This window comes from Anabaena sp. 54 (assembly GCF_017355725.1).
Classification (GTDB): Bacteria; Cyanobacteriota; Cyanobacteriia; order Cyanobacteriales; family Nostocaceae; genus Dolichospermum; species Dolichospermum heterosporum.
Map to the genome: position 1 here is coordinate 23,687 of NZ_JAAVWA010000041.1, position 14,185 is coordinate 37,871.

Genomic DNA, 14,185 nt, shown 5'->3' on the forward strand with positions numbered 1-14,185 from the left:
ATTTAAAAATGTTTAACCGTTACAAAAACCTCAAGCTAATTCAGGAACTTGATCCCAAACAAGATCGTCTTTTTGTGGAAATGGAAAATGGGGATAGTACCGCTGTTCTCACCATCCTAGATGTGACCGAACGTAAACCCATGGAGGAGGCTTTAATTTCTGCAAATTGAACTATGCCTAGTTATGGGATGATTTAAAAATGTTTAACCGTTACAAAAACCTCAAGCTAATTCAGGAACTTGATCCCAAACAAGATCGTCTTTTTGTGGAAACGGAAAATGGGGATAGTGCCGCTGTTCTCACCATCCCAGATGTGACCGAACGTAAACCCATGGAGGAGGCTTTAATTTCTGCAAATTGAACTATGCCTAGTTATTGCAGCGGCTATTTCTGTTAAGAATAATAGTTGCCAACCTGAGTGATTAAATGTGGTTATGGCTCGCCAAGATGAGTTAGGAAGATTGGCACGGGTATTTACGCAAATGGTTATGAATTTTGGAGTTAATAGTGTTACAATTGAAACATCTCAGTGTTAAATCAAAGCTGCAAATCATGCTTTTGATTGCCAGTTTAGGATCAATTCTAGTGGTGGCCTACCTCAGTTGGAGTAAGTCCCAGGAGATTATTACCGAACGGATTTTTAATCAATTAACGAGTGTTCGCTCTTCTAAAGCCTATCAAGTCGAAGCCTATTTCAAAACATTACACAACCAAATTGAAACATTGTGTGAAAACGGCATGGTAGGGTCAGCGATGACTGAATTTGATCAGGAATTTCAGCAACTCAAGCAGCAATCAATTTCCGCCGGACAAGATCAGGCGATCAAGAGTTATTACAATCAGGAATTTTTACCGCGATTGGCAAAGAATATTGCAGGTACACCTATTTTTGAAACCTATCGCCCGACTAGTCCAGAATCTCGTTATTTGCAATATCACTACATTGCTAATAATTCCCACCCAGTTGGCAAAAAAGATGAATTAGATCAGGCACAAGATAATAGCAAATATAGTCAAATTCATGCTAGATATCACAGTTTCTTTCGCAATTTAATTAAACGATTTGGTTACTATGACTTGTTTTTAATTAATCCCGAAACTGGTGATGTTGTCTATACGGTTTATAAAGAAACTGATTTTTCTAGCAATCTTTATACTGGAACTTATCGCAATAGTAATCTCGCTCAGGTGGTGAAACAAGTCCGGGATAATCCGGATCGTGGCGCTACTCAATTGGTAGATTTCCAGTTTTACCGTCCTTCCTATAATGCTCCTGCTGCTTTCTTGGCAGGTTCTATTTACGATGGCACAAAACGGGTGGGAATTCTGGCCATCCAGTTACCTATAGATGAGATTAATCGAGTCTTGACTGGCGATCGCCAATGGAAACAGGATGGACTAGGAGATACAGGAGAAACTTATGTGGTAGGTGATGATTTGCGCTTGCGCTCTGCGGCTCGGCTGTTAATTGAAAACCCCACTAAGTACCTGGATGTTTTGAATCAAAACGGAGTGCGATCAAAAACTATCCGTTTGATTGAACAACTAAAAACTTCCTTGTTACTTCATTCTATCGAAACCAATGGCGCGAGAAAATCAGTACAAGGCAAGTCAGGAACGCAGATTATTAAAGGTTATCAAGGTTCACAAGTCCTCAGTTCTTACGCTCCCCTGAATATTCAGGGTGTCAATTGGGGGATTATTTCCGAGATGTCATTGTCTGAGGTCTATGCACCCATTCGTTCTTTGCAAAATTATATCCTGTTTGCTACTATTATTCTGATTTTGCTGGTAACTCTGTATGCCACCATCGCATCTCAGAGATTTATGAAGCCTATTGATTTGATGATTCAAAGATCGCAGAATCCTCAATCTGCTGATTTAAGTACGGAATTAGAAATTACTTTCCAGGATGAAATCAGCGAACTAACAAAAATTTTCAATGGCTTGGTGGGGCAAATTCGCCAAATAACCGCAACCGTTACGCAAAAAGAGCAAGAAAACGAAATTCTATTGTTAAACATTCTCCCGCGTCTAACAATGGAACGGTGGCGACAAGGAGAAACCCCCATTGTTGATCAATTCGCACAGGTAACTATCATTGTGATGCAAATTCTGGACTTGCAAAAAGCTACCGAGGAACGCGGGAATAAAACGGTTGTTAATAGTTTTCATGAATGGGTTGGTTTACTAGATGAGAAAGCAGATCGGGCAGATATAGAAAGGTTAAATTGTTTTGGAGATCGCTATATTGCTGCCTGTGGTTTAACCAAACCCCGCATAGATCACGTCAAACGGAGTGTAGAATTTGCCCAGGATGCTTTGAACCTGATTAAAGAGGTAAATCAGAAATATAGTCTCAACTTTAGTTTACGCATTGGTATCCATACTGGCTCAATCACAGCCGCTCTGATTGGGCAGAAAAAATTTCAGTATGACATCTGGGGAGAACCTATCCGAATTGCCAATCAATTGTCCCAACAGACACAAGCCAACACCATTCGGGTGACACAAGCTGTATGCGATCGCGTGCAAGAAATTTTCTCCTTTCAGCCCGATCAAACCATTAAATTAGAAGACCAATCCCATCTGCCAACCTGGGGGCTTGGTAAAGCGGATATGAGCAGTCTCTTCAGCGATATTACCCCTGGTTTCGATTTCGATGCAGACGATAATATCTTTAACCCCAAAAATTAGACACAAATGCAAACCTTGAGCAACCTATTCAACCTACCAAATGATCAATTAATCCTACTCCAAGGACTAGGCATCATCATTGGTTTACCCTTGCTTGTGATTGGGTTGGGTGAACTGACTGAACAATGTAAACGCCATAAAAACCCTCTAGCAAAGCTTTTTAACGCCACGCGCAATCTGCTTTTACCGCCTTTAGCCCTCTGGCTGATTATGGGTCACTTTTTTTTAGTCCCAAAAGATGCCCTTGCCCTGCGGATCATCGCCAATTTATTTGCCATTGCCCTTCTTTATATTTTGCTCTTACTGTTGAATACGATTTTAGCAACAGACAAACAACAACGACTTTGGCAAGTTCATGTTCCTAATCTATTATTCCAGTTGCTCCGTGCTATAGTATTTATCAGTATTTTTAGCTATGTGCTGTCCAACGTGTGGGGCGTTGATTTAACCAAAGTTGTGGGGGCACTAGGGGTTGGTTCTCTGGTCATGGCTTTAGCTTTGCAGGATACACTCAGCAATTTAGTATCCGGTTTTTTACTAATTATTGAAAATCCATTTAAAGTAGGTGACTGGATTCAAATAGGCAATTTACAAGGAGAAGTGATTGAAATAAACTGGCGAGCAGTACGCCTAAAAACTATTGATCGGGACATTATCATTATTCCCAACAGCAATTTAGGCAAGGAGAATATTTGTAATTTTACTCTTCTCGATCCTCTCCATGCTATCCGTTTGAGGATGCTATTTTCCTATCAAGATCATCCCGATTTGGTGCAGCAAACACTCCTGGAAGTTGCTCTCTCCATAGATGGGATTCGCACTTACCCGTTACCCCAAATTAATCCCCAAGTTTATAAAAATACTTGTATTGAGTACGAAATTCGCTTCTTTATCGCGAATTACGGTCAGTTCGAGGAAATTGAAAATACATTTTGGAGTCGAGCCTACTATGCCATTCGTCGCCATCGTCTTCATGTTCCCTTTGCAGATAAGATGGAATACAAGATTAACGAACCGTCTGTTAATCCCCATAGCACTCCTGAAGGTTTAACGAAGATATTGCGATCGCAGTCTCTCTTTACCCATTTGGATGAGACAAGCATTCAATATCTAACGCCACATACAACAGTAGAGTTATTTGGGATTGGGGAAAAAATTGTGGTAGCTGGTGCATTTGATCAGGCATTTTATATTCTTTTAAGTGGTCAGGTTTTGCTGTCAGTCAATGATCAATCTGGTCAAGAACAGGAGATTACCTATTTATCTGAAGGGGACTTTTTAGGGGAAATGGTATTTTTTACTATTGAACCTAGCCCTGTTTCTGCGACTGTCATCCGAACGGCATCAGTGATCAGGATTACTCCCACTGCGATCGCTCATTTAACCCAACACCATCCGAAATTTGCCCTAGAAATAAGCCATTTCATTGATGAACGTAAAAAACTAATTCGCACAGCCGCAGAATCAAGCATTTAAAAATATCCCCGACTTATTCAAAAAATTGGGGATTTAGGTATGCTATAAAAGAGATTTATAGCCCCAGCCAAGCTAAGAAATTATCCCACCAATAAGTGGAAATATTTCCCACAGATAATTGCATTTTTTGGCGAATGTTTTGAATATTCCAGTTGGTAAGTCTAGCTAGAGTTTGCGCTTCTTTTTCAAATCGCTGATTTAATGAACTTTTATATTGTCTTCCTGCACTACATTCGAGATTACCTGTAAATGGGTGTTGTAAAATATAACGTCCTTGAAAAGAATCTCGTTGTGAAGTTGCTTGAAACATTAAATCTTCAGGAAATTTATTTCTGGTGTAGCGCACGTGCAAGCGAGTAATGAAAACACTACTACTAGGAAAACGAGAACGAAAACTGGGAGATACTGGTTTATCACTGCTATTATTATCCAACCAAAACACACCCGCTTGTTTTAATTCTTCATTATTGAGTGGTTCAGCAGAACAAGGATCACAACTACTCATATCCCAAGCATATTCCAAAAAGCCAACTTTTTTATCTTCTTTGGTGTAGGAAGTTTGGAACATGGATTTATAAAAATCACCAAATTCATTTTTCACAAAAATAGGAATATTTACATCGGAAGGAACTTTAACAGTGCGATAATTAGTAATTTCTGCCTGTCCCTGGGGTGAGAGAATATAAACAATTAAATCTTGTTCTTTGGTAGCATTAATCATTCCTAAACGAATCGGTAACATAAACTTTAGTGATTCGTAGGAAATTTGCAAAGGACGCAGTAATTGATAACCTGATTCGGCAAATTTATCTAAGTTGACTTTAGCAACAAAGAATTTCATTGAAGAACGAATATAGGGTTTTAGTAATTCCTTTGCACCTTTAGGAATTTTATAACCATTGCGATTTAGCCAAATTTCTAGTCCACCAGATTCTTTAGCACTCAAGATGACAATATCATATTCACCAACATTAAATTTGGCTTCAACAGTCACACCTAAACTGCTATCTTTCTTCATGCTATTTTCTGCACCTCTCATTCTTGCTGCTGCTTGTGGTGCTGGCATATCCGTCATTATATTATCTTGAGCGCAGGGGTCAGAATCGAAATATTCAACTAATCTGGGGGCGCTAAAAGCATCTAATCGTTCAATAATTTTCGCTTGGGCTACATGAACTTGTTCTTTTTTTAAAACAGTGGGAACGGGAATAACAACGGCAAAATCTTTAACATCACCTTGAAAATCATTAGCCATTGTTAAGACGGTACGATTTCCATCTCTTGCTAGTATGACTTGTGAAGCTTGATTATAGAGTTTTGTATCAGCTTTAGCCACATAAAAACCACAAAAAGCCCAAGCTGTAGGCACAAAACACAGCACTGCTAAAAGTGCAGAAATTAAGGGCATGAATAGGCGTAAAAGTTGCATTTTGATCCTTAATTAATGATAGTTGATTGGTTATTTTTCTGCTGATAATTCTGGTTGCTGCCACCAAGAAAATCTCGGTGTAACCCAGAATCTATCTAGGAAAATAGTTAAGGGTGCGAGGGCAAATAAAGCCCAAAAAACAGCGGTGGGAATAAAGAAGAAATTTCGCAAAATAAATGTTAATAAAGCAATAGATATTGCCCATAAAATTCTACTCATGGGGGCGTTGGGAATTGAACGCGGATCTGTCACCATAAATAAAGAAAATAACAGTAAAGATCCACTCATTAAATGATGAAAATAAACGTCCCAAGTCCAACCTAACCACATATTTCTGATGGCTGCTAGGAGGGAATAAGCACCTAGAAAAGCGGCGGTAGTATCCCAACGACCAATACGCTGTAAAATCATGCCTCCAGTCCCCACAAATAACAACGCATACCACCATTCTTCTCCCCATTGTCCTGGGGATACCCAAGCATCATTAGTGAGGGTAAGAACGGCAATAATGCCAAAATTAGCAGGGTTGAAAAAATGCTTTTCCCCAAATTGGAAAATAAATTTACTAGCTATGGCTGCAAATCCAGCTAAAGCCATTGTTGACCAATGATCAGCGCGTAGTAATAAACTCAGTCCCAAAGAGGTAATTAGGGGACTACGGATATTAATTACTGGGATTGTCTTTTCAGATTTAGTGAGCAATGAGCAGATAATTTGAGTTATAATGCAAGAGGCGATCGCCACACCAATAAATTCTGGATGTAATGTCCAGTCTCGCGTCGCAATTCCCAAAATCAGAAATAAACTCAAAAAAAGAATTTGATAATCTCGAATATCTTTGCACAACGTCATTTTCCGTTCAGGGATGACCCGCAGATTTTTTACCAATTTAAACCAGTGTGATCATAAATTAGGTTGTTGTTACAGTTTTTGTTACAAAGATATTTTTAACAATGGAATTTGCACCTCTATTTCCCCTTGTTTATCGGCTTCTCCAACCCACCTTTCCCCATTGTCTATGGTGTGGAAACTCGAACAGTAAAACTATCGCCCTTACCTTTGATGATGGACCTCATCCCCAATACACACCCCAAGTATTATCGGTTTTAAAGCGTTATAACATTACCGCTAGTTTTTTCTGGTTAGGAAATTGTGTGAATCGGTTTTCAGAAACTGCGAAAACAGTTAGCACACAAGGACACTGGATCGGACTACATGGATATGAACATGATTCTTTTCCCCTACTTTCGTCAACCCAACTCAAACAAAGTTTAGAAAAAACCCAAGTTGCTATTTATAATGCTTGTAATTTAACCCCCGAACAAGTACGAGATGTGCGTCCTCCCAACGGTTTTTTCACACCTCAAACATTACAATTATTTCAACAGTGGAATTATCGTCCAGTGATGTGGAGTGTAGTTCCTGAAGATTGGGTTCATCCTGGTGTAAATGTTGTGGTAAATCGAGTTATAAAGCAAGTTAAAAACGGTTCATTAATTGTCTTGCATGATGGCTATTTTGGTGGCAAAGATGTGGCGGAAACTATTAATATTTTGATTCCCAAATTATTAGAACAAGGGTATGAGTTTGTGAATGTTAATAGTTTTTGGTAACAGTTAATCGCTCTCATATTCACCACAACAGCGATTCTTTAACCCTTATTAAGAATAATTTTTGAAAAGGCTCATAAGTAATTGGACAAAAATATTTACAGTCATTGCGAGGGAAGGGAAGCAATCACAACCCTTGCGAACTGCTTGCAGCAGCGCTAGTTCCCTCCGGGACGCACTCGCGTTCGCTATCGCACCTCCACATCCCCAAAAAGCGATTACTAGGTCGCGCTATCTCTTCTAGACGCTACCGCGAACGCTATCGTACTCCCACACCCCAAAAGCCAACTGCTTGCAGCAGCGCAACGCCCACGCACTGATTATTCTTGGTAATGATAGCGACATGAAATAATTGTCAGATAATCATCATCGATAGCATAAATAAGACGATTTGTTTCATCAATACGGCGAGACCAAAAACCTGACAAATTCTCTTTCAAAGGTTCGGGTTTACCGATTCCTTCAAAGGGATCTGATAAAGTATCTTGGATAAGTTGATTGATTCTTTTTAAAGTTTTCTTGTCTTGAGATTGCCAATAAAGATAATCTTTCCACGCTTTACTACCCCAAGCTAATTTACGCATCGATTAAATCGTGTTCTTGTGTTTTCCCTGCTTTGTATTCGGCGATCGCTTCTTCTAAATGTTGAGCATTAGCAGGGGATTTTAACAGATAAACTGTTTCCATCAGACTGTCATAATAACTTTTAGACATGACTACAGCATCTTCCGCATCTCTTCTAACAATGACGGTACAGTTTTTATCATTGGCCACTGTATCTAGTACGGATTTAAAATTGTTTCTTGCTTCGCTAAAGTTGACGATGTTCATGGCTAGAGTTGTACATAGTTAGGTACAACTATGATTATAGCCTTTTTTGACTCTTATCCCCAAAAAGCGAACTGCTTGCAGCAGCGCTAGTTCCCTCCGGGACGCACTCGCGTTCGCTATCGCTCTACCACACCCCAAACAGCGAACTGACAAAAGCCGCATCCAAGAAACAGCGCTTGCGCTATTGCCCCCCACATCCTCCCAAACAGCGATCCTCTCAAAAAATTAACCAGCTAAAAACTTCTTGAACGGTTATATCTAATTCAACCCCTGTAATAACTGGTAAGTGATCGCTATTTTTAAGTTCCCTAACTCGGCGATCGCTATCTACTACTAAAATACTCTCATCTTCAGGATCAAGCAACCAACCCAACTCAGTACCATACTCAGCACAGTGTAGTAATTTGGCTAGGACTTGTTTATATCTCTGATCGGGAGAGAGAATTTCAATAGCCCAATCTGGATGGATTTCAAAACGATTGGCAATCCGTCCTGATGGCAACCGAGGGATTCGCTCCCAACGAAATACAGCTATATCTGGAACGATTGCTAATCCACCAAAAACACAGCGTAGTTCTGGAAAAGCTTTGGCAATTTTTTGAGGTTTAGTAATTTGATTAATAGTTTCGCATAGATTGATCTGAAGTTGGCTATGTTCCCCTTGAGGCATAGGTTTCTGTTTGATTTGTCCATGAATAAATTCAGAAGCAGGTTCTGTTTCTGGCAATTGCAAAAATTCTTCGATGGTTGTGGGTTTAATTGCTGCAATAGTCATAGCTTTATGCCTTCTCAAACCTCTTTAATTTTAACAGCGATCGCTTTCCTAAATTCCTGCATCCCCAAAACAGCGAACTGCTTGCAGCAGCGCTAAGTAGGTTGGCGTTGAAAATTGTCGTTATGGCAAGGCAAAAGGCAAGAGGCAAGAGTGAAGACTTTTTGTGTATCCCATTCAAATTCCATACATATAATTAAATTTTAGACTCAGTAATTATAACATTATTACAAGCGATCGCATATCCCCAAACAGCGATCGCCTTCGGTAAAGTTTTCAAACGCCCTCTAAGACTAACGTATGTTATAGCCTACACAACAAACATTAATTACAAATCATCTTCTACATCTTCTACCAATTCAGCTATCTTCATGATTGATTTTAAAGTCCCAAGTTTTAAATCTTGATTTCTATGTACAGGAATAGAAATAATTTGGCTCTTGCGTCTCTTTTATGGTGATTGAGGATTGATGATAACAAAACCCTTACGGGACAAGGGTTATAAACAATTATTTCCATATTTTCAATGAAATGCCTACAGAATAAGGCTTTCAATGATTTTGAACCAGGTTTTCCATAAAAATAACCGAAGAACCAATAATTTTACTTTCATCAGGTTTTTCATAAATATGGTGACTGCCTGTAATTTTTTTGAGAATCCAACCTTTGTTCTCAACAATTTTACATAATTTTTTCCCAGAAATTGATTTCATACTGCAATTTCAATCACTTGTGAGATTGGATCTGGTTTTTGAATTTCATTTGCTACTTCTAGCCAACCTTGTATAGCATCTTGAAGATTATTAATTAATTCTTCCATTGTATCCCCTTCTGTTATACAACCAGGAAGTGCAGGTACTTCAGCCCAGTAACCCCCTTCTTGGGCAGGATAAATAATAGCTTTAATTTTCATTGATTTTACATTTGGAGTTGTTTACCTGAACAAATTTTAACAGATTAATTTAATTCCAAAAATTTCTCCATTGAGAGCGAACTGACAAGTCAGCACTGGGACGATCGCCCTCCCACACCCCAAAAAGCGAACTGCTTGCAGCAGCGCTTCGCTATCGCCCTCCCATATCCCAAAAAACGAACTGCTTGCAGCAGCGCTTCGCTATCGCCTCCCACACCCCCAAAAAGCGAACTGCTTGCAGCAGCGCTAGTTCCCTCCGGGACGCTCCGCGAACGCTATCGCACCTCCACATCCCAAAAAGCGAACTGCTTGCAGCAGCGCTTCGCTATCGCCCTCCATACCCCAAAAAGCGATCGCTCTAATCCAATTATCACAGTTAGTAAACTTCATCATGAGTACCGACTGACTCTAACAGGATTGCTTGTGATTCTTCATGTTCAACAAATGTAAAAATAATTCTCAAATCATATCCTGCGCTACAAGCCCAAGAATCTTGTAAATCTCCTTTTAATTTATGAGTTTTTAGGCGTGGATGAAATGGATCTGTAGATAATAACTCCAGAATACTTTGAAAATTTTCAGTGATTTCTGGTTGTTTTTTTAAAATTTTTCGGGCTGAACGAATAAATGCACTGGAACGTAATAAAACAAAACTCACGAAAGAAGTTCCTCCATCAGTTGTGCAGGAGTAACAGGCCGACATTTACCTTCTGCAAACTCTTTTTGTGCTTCCTGAACATCTTTCACTAGACTATTTCTTCGGCGATCTCGTAGTCGTTTCTGTAAAATCTGAATTAAATTTTCCTGATCTTCGGGTACTAATTTATCCGCAGCTTCTAGGATTTCTGCAAAAGTTGTTCCTGTCATCATGTTTTTACTTTTGTCTTTACTTGGTCATCTTAAATTATATTTTATCTAAAACAGTGACAAATAGTGATTGCCCCCACATCCCCAACAGCGAACTGCTTGCAGCAGCGCTAGTTCCCTCCGGGACGCTCCGCGAACGCTATCGCCTCCCACACCCCCAAAAAGCGAACTGCTTGCAGCAGCGCTTCGCTATCGCACCTCCACATTCCTAAACAGAGGTCGCCCCCACATCCAAAAAGCGAACTGCTTGCAGCAGCGCTTCGCTATCGCACTCCCACATCACCAAAAAGCGATTCCTACGGAGCGCTTCGCTATCGCCCCTCACATCTCCTAAAAGTAATTTGACAAGTCGGAATTTGCGCGATCGCAATATGAGTTTAAAATATCAAATAACATTAGAGTAAAATAGCAGTCAAAAAGCCCCCCTTTGTAAGGGGGGTTGGGGGGATCAAAATGAATTATCTACCATACAATAAAAATTTGGTATCGAGAGCTAAAGAGTTAAGACAAAATATGACTTTAGCAGAGAAAAAAATCTGGTATGATTATCTAAGGGACTTCAAATATAGAGTTCATAGACAACGCCCTATAGATAACTTTATTGTTGATTTTTATTGCCCAAAATTGAAGTTAGTTATTGAAATTGACGGCGATAGTCATTACGCCGAAAATGCTCAAAAATACGACCAAGAAAGAACGGAAATCTTACAAGGTTATGGTTTAAAAGTCATAAGATTTAATAATGAGGATGTCTTACATAATTTCACGGGTATTGTCGCATTAATTGAGGAGTTGATCCCCCCTAACCCCCCTTACTAAGGGGGGAACAAGAGCGCGATCGCACCTCCAAAACCCTCATTATCAAAGCGATCGCCCTCCCTCATCCAAAAAGCGATCGCACCTCCCACATCCCCAAAAGCGATCGCCCTCCCACATCCCAAAAAGCGATTCCTGCGGAGCGCAACGCTTACGCACTAAACAAGCATAAAATTATTGAGTGCTTAATTTAGATTTTTTTGTTTTGTATTGTTGCTGTAATTCTAGATAATACTTAATTAAGTTATGCGGATTATGCTGATTATTTTCAGAAATTTGATGACGAATTTCTCGAATTTTTTGCAGTACGGAATCATCAATAGTAATCATTAGTTATCTTCCATTAATTTTAAAGGTGTCACGAATGCAGGGACATATAAGCATAGCATAACATTCACTCGTCTAATATGTCCAAACTTGTTAGCGTTAGCTAAGTGACGACAATTCCATGTTAACAAGAAATCACATTTATGATAGGATGCTATGGCAAGATGGAGAGCATCGCCTAAAGGATCATTAGGCATAACCTGATTTTGAATATAGGTTTGCACAATTTCAGCAATTTCCGGCTCGATATCTATCAACTGGATATCATTTATAAGTTGAATTACTTCTTCTTTATTAGGAAAATTTCCTTTGTTAAGTTCATCTAAAACTGCAATACTTGTAACCAGTTCATATTTTTGTTTGACGTTATTTCACCAAAAACGAGTCCATTCTTTACGCGCTATCATATCCGGTTCAGTCCGAATTTCATGGTAAAAGCTGGGAACACTTGTTTCAATGTAAATTTTTGATTTCATTATTATATTGAGTTGACGTTAGAAAATCCTGAGTTTAACACAGAAATAGCTGTAGGGATGCTATCGTGATCGCACCCTCACATCCCAAAAAAGCGATTCCTACGGAGCGCTTCGCTATCGTACTAGTTAATTGATTATTGTTACAGGGTACTGCGAAAAAATAGAATCAACGGAGATGAGAGGAATATTTTCGGCTATGGATTGAGCAATAATGAGCCGATCAAAGGGGTCTTTATGATGCAATGGCAAATGGGAATGAACATAAAGGTGGTTTACTTTGATGTCAAGTAAATTGATACAACTTTGGATAATTTCTAACTCAACAAACTCTTGATATGACCTCTCAAATTTTAGTTTTCCTAAATTATATTTAATAGACATTTCCCAAAGACTAGCAATACTTAAATAAATGGTATTGTTTTTGTCTTCGATTAAATCTTTTAGATGATCATTCAGTTGCGGATCATCGTTAACGAACCAAATAATTATTTGGGTATCCAATAATAATTTCATTCTATATAATCCTTAAAGTCTTCGAGAGGTTCGTTAAAATCTGATGATATCCACACTTTTCCTTTAGCACTACCTCGTTTCAATGGGCGTTGAATTGGGGAAATTTCTGCCACTGGTTTATTATCTTGTGTAATAATGATTTTCTCTCCTTTGATTACCAAGTCAAGATATTTAGTCAGATTAGACTGGAATTGATTTATTTCTAGTTGAGTCATGATTAGTAATTCTCTTACAAGAAGTGTTGAATACTGAATCTGAATATTATCTTCATTCTAATCTGAATCGAAGAAAATGGGAAAAGCCCACACCAACATGGACGAAAAAGCGATTCCAAAAAACGATTCCTACGGAGCGCTTCGCTATCGCACTTCCACATCCCCAACAAGCGAACTGCTTGCAGCAGCGCTTCGCTATCGCCCTCCACATCCCCAAAAAGCGATCGCACTCCGATATTCCAAAAAGCGATCGCCCTCCCACATCCTCAAAAAGCGAACTGCTTGCAGCAGCGCTTCGCTATCGCCCCCCCACATTCCCAAAAAAGCGATCGCACTCCCACATCTCAAAAGCGATCGCACCTCCCACATCCAAAACAGCGATCGCACCTCCACACCCCAAAAAACGAACTGCTTGCAGCAGCGCTTCGCTATCGCCCTCCCACACCCCCCAAAAAGCGAACTGCTTGCAGCAGCGCTTCGCTATCGCACTCCCACATCCCCAAAAAGCGAACTGCTTGCAGCAGCGCTTCGCTATCGCCCTCTCACATCCCCAAAAGCGATCGCCCTCTCACATCCCCAAAAGCGATCGCACCTCCCATATCCCTAAAAGCGATTCCTACGGAGCGCTTCGCTATCGCACTCCCACACCCCCAAAAAGCGAACTGCTTGCAGCAGCGCTTCGCTATCGCACTCTCACATCCCAAAAGCGAACTGCTTGCAGCAGCGCTTCGCTATCGCCCCCTCACATCCCCAAAAGCGATCGCCCTCCCACACCCCCAAAACAGCGATCGCTCTCCCACACCCCAAAAAGCGATCTCCCTCCCACATCCCAAAAAGTGATCTTACTACCTGCGACCAAGCCTTTCAACGGCAGCTTTTATAGCTTCAAGTAAAATATTCAATGGTATTTCTTGAGCAAGAACAGAGCTTTCGCAATCTACAGGTAATATAAAAAGCAGATTTTGAGGATCATCTTGATTGATTAATCCCACGTATTTATCAGCGTAATAGATTTCAGCAACGACTTGCTCATAATTCGGATCGCTTGACAACAGTATTTTGAAGTTATTCATGGCTCAAGAAATCCCATAAAATTACCTTTGCTATCATATCTTGCGCCACGCCCTGTAGTGTTATCGAAAATATCCAGCAATTCTCATTTTGAAAAAAATAAAGTATTAGCCCCGATTTTGGAATTCAAAATATAGTACAAAGTAACTATTTTTTAGCCATTGCCTCTGGC

At 39.8% G+C, this 14,185-nt stretch carries 25 protein-coding genes; 8 read left to right on the forward strand and 17 right to left on the reverse strand.

Annotation, left to right across the window (positions count from 1 at the left end; genetic code table 11):
• The first annotated feature begins 8 nt into the window (after positions 1-8).
• From HEQ36_RS23590 to HEQ36_RS23605, 4 genes are all read left to right on the forward strand, one after another.
• The gene (locus HEQ36_RS23590; protein ID WP_168636764.1) at positions 9-170 is read left to right on the forward strand and encodes a hypothetical protein; all 162 of its coding nucleotides are present in this window, start codon (positions 9-11) and stop codon (positions 168-170) included.
• A 29-nt stretch (positions 171-199) separates the two neighbouring features.
• Complete coding sequence (locus HEQ36_RS23595; protein ID WP_290708584.1) at positions 200-361, forward strand: hypothetical protein; 162 nt, start codon at positions 200-202, stop codon at positions 359-361.
• Positions 362-507: 146 nt separating this feature from the next.
• The gene (locus HEQ36_RS23600) at positions 508-2,697 is read left to right on the forward strand and encodes an adenylate/guanylate cyclase domain-containing protein (protein ID WP_168636763.1); all 2,190 of its coding nucleotides are present in this window, start codon (positions 508-510) and stop codon (positions 2,695-2,697) included.
• Between the two features lie 6 nt (positions 2,698-2,703).
• Positions 2,704-4,173: a mechanosensitive ion channel family protein gene (locus HEQ36_RS23605; protein WP_168636762.1), complete on the forward strand. Its 1,470-nt coding sequence runs from the start codon at positions 2,704-2,706 to the stop codon at positions 4,171-4,173.
• 55 nt (positions 4,174-4,228) lie between these two features.
• Here the strand turns inward: HEQ36_RS23605 and HEQ36_RS23610 are convergent, their stop codons facing one another.
• Together HEQ36_RS23610 and HEQ36_RS23615 are read right to left on the reverse strand one after the other, a co-directional pair.
• Positions 4,229-5,602: a DUF2330 domain-containing protein gene (locus HEQ36_RS23610; RefSeq protein WP_168636761.1), complete on the reverse strand. Its 1,374-nt coding sequence runs from the start codon at positions 5,600-5,602 to the stop codon at positions 4,229-4,231.
• 30 nt (positions 5,603-5,632) lie between these two features.
• A complete protein-coding gene (locus tag HEQ36_RS23615) occupies positions 5,633-6,454 on the reverse strand; it encodes an RnfABCDGE type electron transport complex subunit D (protein ID WP_053539553.1) in 822 nt (273 codons plus the stop codon).
• A gap of 101 nt (positions 6,455-6,555) precedes the next feature.
• Between HEQ36_RS23615 and HEQ36_RS23620 the strand changes: the two genes are divergently transcribed.
• Positions 6,556-7,215: a polysaccharide deacetylase family protein gene (locus HEQ36_RS23620; protein ID WP_168636760.1), complete on the forward strand. Its 660-nt coding sequence runs from the start codon at positions 6,556-6,558 to the stop codon at positions 7,213-7,215.
• Positions 7,216-7,532: 317 nt separating this feature from the next.
• On the opposite strand, the gene HEQ36_RS23625 is transcribed toward HEQ36_RS23620, so the two are convergent.
• From HEQ36_RS23625 to HEQ36_RS23665, 9 genes are all read right to left on the reverse strand, one after another.
• On the reverse strand, positions 7,533-7,796 hold the full coding sequence (locus HEQ36_RS23625; RefSeq protein WP_168636759.1) for a Txe/YoeB family addiction module toxin: 264 nt from the start codon (positions 7,794-7,796) through the stop codon (positions 7,533-7,535).
• The gene (locus HEQ36_RS23630; RefSeq protein ID WP_039201895.1) at positions 7,789-8,043 is read right to left on the reverse strand and encodes a type II toxin-antitoxin system Phd/YefM family antitoxin; all 255 of its coding nucleotides are present in this window, start codon (positions 8,041-8,043) and stop codon (positions 7,789-7,791) included. The genes HEQ36_RS23625 and HEQ36_RS23630 overlap by 8 nt, the downstream gene beginning before the upstream one ends.
• 217 nt (positions 8,044-8,260) lie before the next feature.
• A complete protein-coding gene (locus tag HEQ36_RS23635; protein ID WP_053539551.1) occupies positions 8,261-8,818 on the reverse strand; it encodes a Uma2 family endonuclease in 558 nt (185 codons plus the stop codon).
• Between the two features lie 325 nt (positions 8,819-9,143).
• Entirely contained in the window at positions 9,144-9,248 is a 105-nt protein-coding gene (locus HEQ36_RS23640; RefSeq protein WP_168636808.1) for a type II toxin-antitoxin system HicA family toxin, read from the reverse strand.
• 118 nt (positions 9,249-9,366) lie between these two features.
• Positions 9,367-9,528, reverse strand: a complete 162-nt coding sequence (locus HEQ36_RS23645) for a type II toxin-antitoxin system HicA family toxin (RefSeq protein ID WP_081424229.1) — start codon at positions 9,526-9,528, stop codon at positions 9,367-9,369.
• Positions 9,525-9,728, reverse strand: a complete 204-nt coding sequence (locus HEQ36_RS23650) for a type II toxin-antitoxin system HicB family antitoxin (protein WP_028091145.1) — start codon at positions 9,726-9,728, stop codon at positions 9,525-9,527. Before HEQ36_RS23650 ends, HEQ36_RS23645 begins: the two co-directional genes overlap by 4 nt.
• A gap of 246 nt (positions 9,729-9,974) precedes the next feature.
• On the reverse strand, positions 9,975-10,121 hold the full coding sequence (locus tag HEQ36_RS23655) for a hypothetical protein (protein ID WP_168636758.1): 147 nt from the start codon (positions 10,119-10,121) through the stop codon (positions 9,975-9,977).
• Positions 10,105-10,386 carry a type II toxin-antitoxin system mRNA interferase toxin, RelE/StbE family gene (locus HEQ36_RS23660; RefSeq protein ID WP_027400629.1) on the reverse strand — a complete coding sequence of 94 codons (282 nt, stop codon included), beginning with the start codon at positions 10,384-10,386 and terminating at the stop codon, positions 10,105-10,107. The genes HEQ36_RS23655 and HEQ36_RS23660 overlap by 17 nt, the downstream gene beginning before the upstream one ends.
• Positions 10,383-10,598 carry a hypothetical protein gene (locus HEQ36_RS23665; protein WP_027401004.1) on the reverse strand — a complete coding sequence of 72 codons (216 nt, stop codon included), beginning with the start codon at positions 10,596-10,598 and terminating at the stop codon, positions 10,383-10,385. Before HEQ36_RS23665 ends, HEQ36_RS23660 begins: the two co-directional genes overlap by 4 nt.
• Positions 10,599-11,048: 450 nt before the next feature.
• On the opposite strand from HEQ36_RS23665, the gene HEQ36_RS23670 reads away from it, so the two are divergent.
• The gene (locus HEQ36_RS23670) at positions 11,049-11,414 is read left to right on the forward strand and encodes an endonuclease domain-containing protein (protein ID WP_199924258.1); all 366 of its coding nucleotides are present in this window, start codon (positions 11,049-11,051) and stop codon (positions 11,412-11,414) included.
• Here HEQ36_RS23670 and HEQ36_RS23675 read toward each other — a convergent pair.
• The 5 genes from HEQ36_RS23675 to HEQ36_RS23695 all read right to left on the reverse strand — a co-directional run bounded on the left by HEQ36_RS23675 (position 11,411) and on the right by HEQ36_RS23695 (position 12,942).
• Positions 11,411-11,536, reverse strand: coding sequence for a hypothetical protein (locus HEQ36_RS23675; protein ID WP_267902197.1), 126 nt, complete (start codon positions 11,534-11,536; stop codon positions 11,411-11,413). The genes HEQ36_RS23670 and HEQ36_RS23675 overlap by 4 nt on opposite strands.
• A 49-nt stretch (positions 11,537-11,585) precedes the next feature.
• On the reverse strand, positions 11,586-11,741 hold the full coding sequence (locus HEQ36_RS23680; RefSeq protein WP_168636757.1) for a hypothetical protein: 156 nt from the start codon (positions 11,739-11,741) through the stop codon (positions 11,586-11,588).
• A complete protein-coding gene (locus tag HEQ36_RS23685; protein WP_168636756.1) occupies positions 11,741-11,995 on the reverse strand; it encodes a type II toxin-antitoxin system VapC family toxin in 255 nt (84 codons plus the stop codon). Before HEQ36_RS23685 ends, HEQ36_RS23680 begins: the two co-directional genes overlap by 1 nt.
• Before the next feature lie 345 nt (positions 11,996-12,340).
• Positions 12,341-12,727 (reverse strand): type II toxin-antitoxin system VapC family toxin, encoded by a 387-nt coding sequence (locus tag HEQ36_RS23690; RefSeq protein ID WP_053539544.1) that lies wholly within the window; start codon positions 12,725-12,727, stop codon positions 12,341-12,343.
• Positions 12,724-12,942 carry a type II toxin-antitoxin system Phd/YefM family antitoxin gene (locus tag HEQ36_RS23695; RefSeq protein ID WP_168636755.1) on the reverse strand — a complete coding sequence of 73 codons (219 nt, stop codon included), beginning with the start codon at positions 12,940-12,942 and terminating at the stop codon, positions 12,724-12,726. The genes HEQ36_RS23690 and HEQ36_RS23695 overlap by 4 nt, the downstream gene beginning before the upstream one ends.
• 76 nt (positions 12,943-13,018) lie before the next feature.
• On the opposite strand from HEQ36_RS23695, the gene HEQ36_RS23700 reads away from it, so the two are divergent.
• Both HEQ36_RS23700 and HEQ36_RS23705 read left to right on the forward strand, forming a co-directional pair.
• Positions 13,019-13,549 carry a hypothetical protein gene (locus HEQ36_RS23700; RefSeq protein ID WP_290708590.1) on the forward strand — a complete coding sequence of 177 codons (531 nt, stop codon included), beginning with the start codon at positions 13,019-13,021 and terminating at the stop codon, positions 13,547-13,549.
• 59 nt (positions 13,550-13,608) lie between these two features.
• Positions 13,609-13,782: a hypothetical protein gene (locus HEQ36_RS23705; protein WP_290708592.1), complete on the forward strand. Its 174-nt coding sequence runs from the start codon at positions 13,609-13,611 to the stop codon at positions 13,780-13,782.
• Positions 13,783-13,787: 5 nt separating this feature from the next.
• Here HEQ36_RS23705 and HEQ36_RS23710 read toward each other — a convergent pair whose 3' ends face one another.
• Positions 13,788-14,015 carry a hypothetical protein gene (locus HEQ36_RS23710; RefSeq protein ID WP_168636753.1) on the reverse strand — a complete coding sequence of 76 codons (228 nt, stop codon included), beginning with the start codon at positions 14,013-14,015 and terminating at the stop codon, positions 13,788-13,790.
• Between the last annotated feature and the right edge of the window lie 170 nt (positions 14,016-14,185).

What these genes read in the sequence shown, in the direction of transcription:
- HEQ36_RS23590 (WP_168636764.1), top strand. Translation starts at nt 9, where the DNA reads ATGTTTAACCGTTACAAAAACCTCAAGCTAATTCAGGAACTTGATCCC.
- HEQ36_RS23595 (WP_290708584.1), top strand. Translation starts at nt 200, where the DNA reads ATGTTTAACCGTTACAAAAACCTCAAGCTAATTCAGGAACTTGATCCC.
- HEQ36_RS23605 (WP_168636762.1), top strand. Translation starts at nt 2,704, where the DNA reads ATGCAAACCTTGAGCAACCTATTCAACCTACCAAATGATCAATTAATC.
- HEQ36_RS23610 (WP_168636761.1), bottom strand. Translation starts at nt 5,602, where the DNA reads ATGCAACTTTTACGCCTATTCATGCCCTTAATTTCTGCACTTTTAGCA.
- HEQ36_RS23615 (WP_053539553.1), bottom strand. Translation starts at nt 6,454, where the DNA reads ATGACGTTGTGCAAAGATATTCGAGATTATCAAATTCTTTTTTTGAGT.
- HEQ36_RS23620 (WP_168636760.1), top strand. Translation starts at nt 6,556, where the DNA reads ATGGAATTTGCACCTCTATTTCCCCTTGTTTATCGGCTTCTCCAACCC.
- HEQ36_RS23625 (WP_168636759.1), bottom strand. Translation starts at nt 7,796, where the DNA reads ATGCGTAAATTAGCTTGGGGTAGTAAAGCGTGGAAAGATTATCTTTAT.
- HEQ36_RS23630 (WP_039201895.1), bottom strand. Translation starts at nt 8,043, where the DNA reads ATGAACATCGTCAACTTTAGCGAAGCAAGAAACAATTTTAAATCCGTA.
- HEQ36_RS23635 (WP_053539551.1), bottom strand. Translation starts at nt 8,818, where the DNA reads ATGACTATTGCAGCAATTAAACCCACAACCATCGAAGAATTTTTGCAA.
- HEQ36_RS23645 (WP_081424229.1), bottom strand. Translation starts at nt 9,528, where the DNA reads ATGAAATCAATTTCTGGGAAAAAATTATGTAAAATTGTTGAGAACAAA.
- HEQ36_RS23650 (WP_028091145.1), bottom strand. Translation starts at nt 9,728, where the DNA reads ATGAAAATTAAAGCTATTATTTATCCTGCCCAAGAAGGGGGTTACTGG.
- HEQ36_RS23655 (WP_168636758.1), bottom strand. Translation starts at nt 10,121, where the DNA reads ATGATGAAGTTTACTAACTGTGATAATTGGATTAGAGCGATCGCTTTT.
- HEQ36_RS23665 (WP_027401004.1), bottom strand. Translation starts at nt 10,598, where the DNA reads ATGATGACAGGAACAACTTTTGCAGAAATCCTAGAAGCTGCGGATAAA.
- HEQ36_RS23670 (WP_199924258.1), top strand. Translation starts at nt 11,049, where the DNA reads ATGAATTATCTACCATACAATAAAAATTTGGTATCGAGAGCTAAAGAG.
- HEQ36_RS23680 (WP_168636757.1), bottom strand. Translation starts at nt 11,741, where the DNA reads ATGATTACTATTGATGATTCCGTACTGCAAAAAATTCGAGAAATTCGT.
- HEQ36_RS23690 (WP_053539544.1), bottom strand. Translation starts at nt 12,727, where the DNA reads ATGAAATTATTATTGGATACCCAAATAATTATTTGGTTCGTTAACGAT.
- HEQ36_RS23695 (WP_168636755.1), bottom strand. Translation starts at nt 12,942, where the DNA reads ATGACTCAACTAGAAATAAATCAATTCCAGTCTAATCTGACTAAATAT.
- HEQ36_RS23700 (WP_290708590.1), top strand. Translation starts at nt 13,019, where the DNA reads ATGGGAAAAGCCCACACCAACATGGACGAAAAAGCGATTCCAAAAAAC.
- HEQ36_RS23710 (WP_168636753.1), bottom strand. Translation starts at nt 14,015, where the DNA reads ATGAATAACTTCAAAATACTGTTGTCAAGCGATCCGAATTATGAGCAA.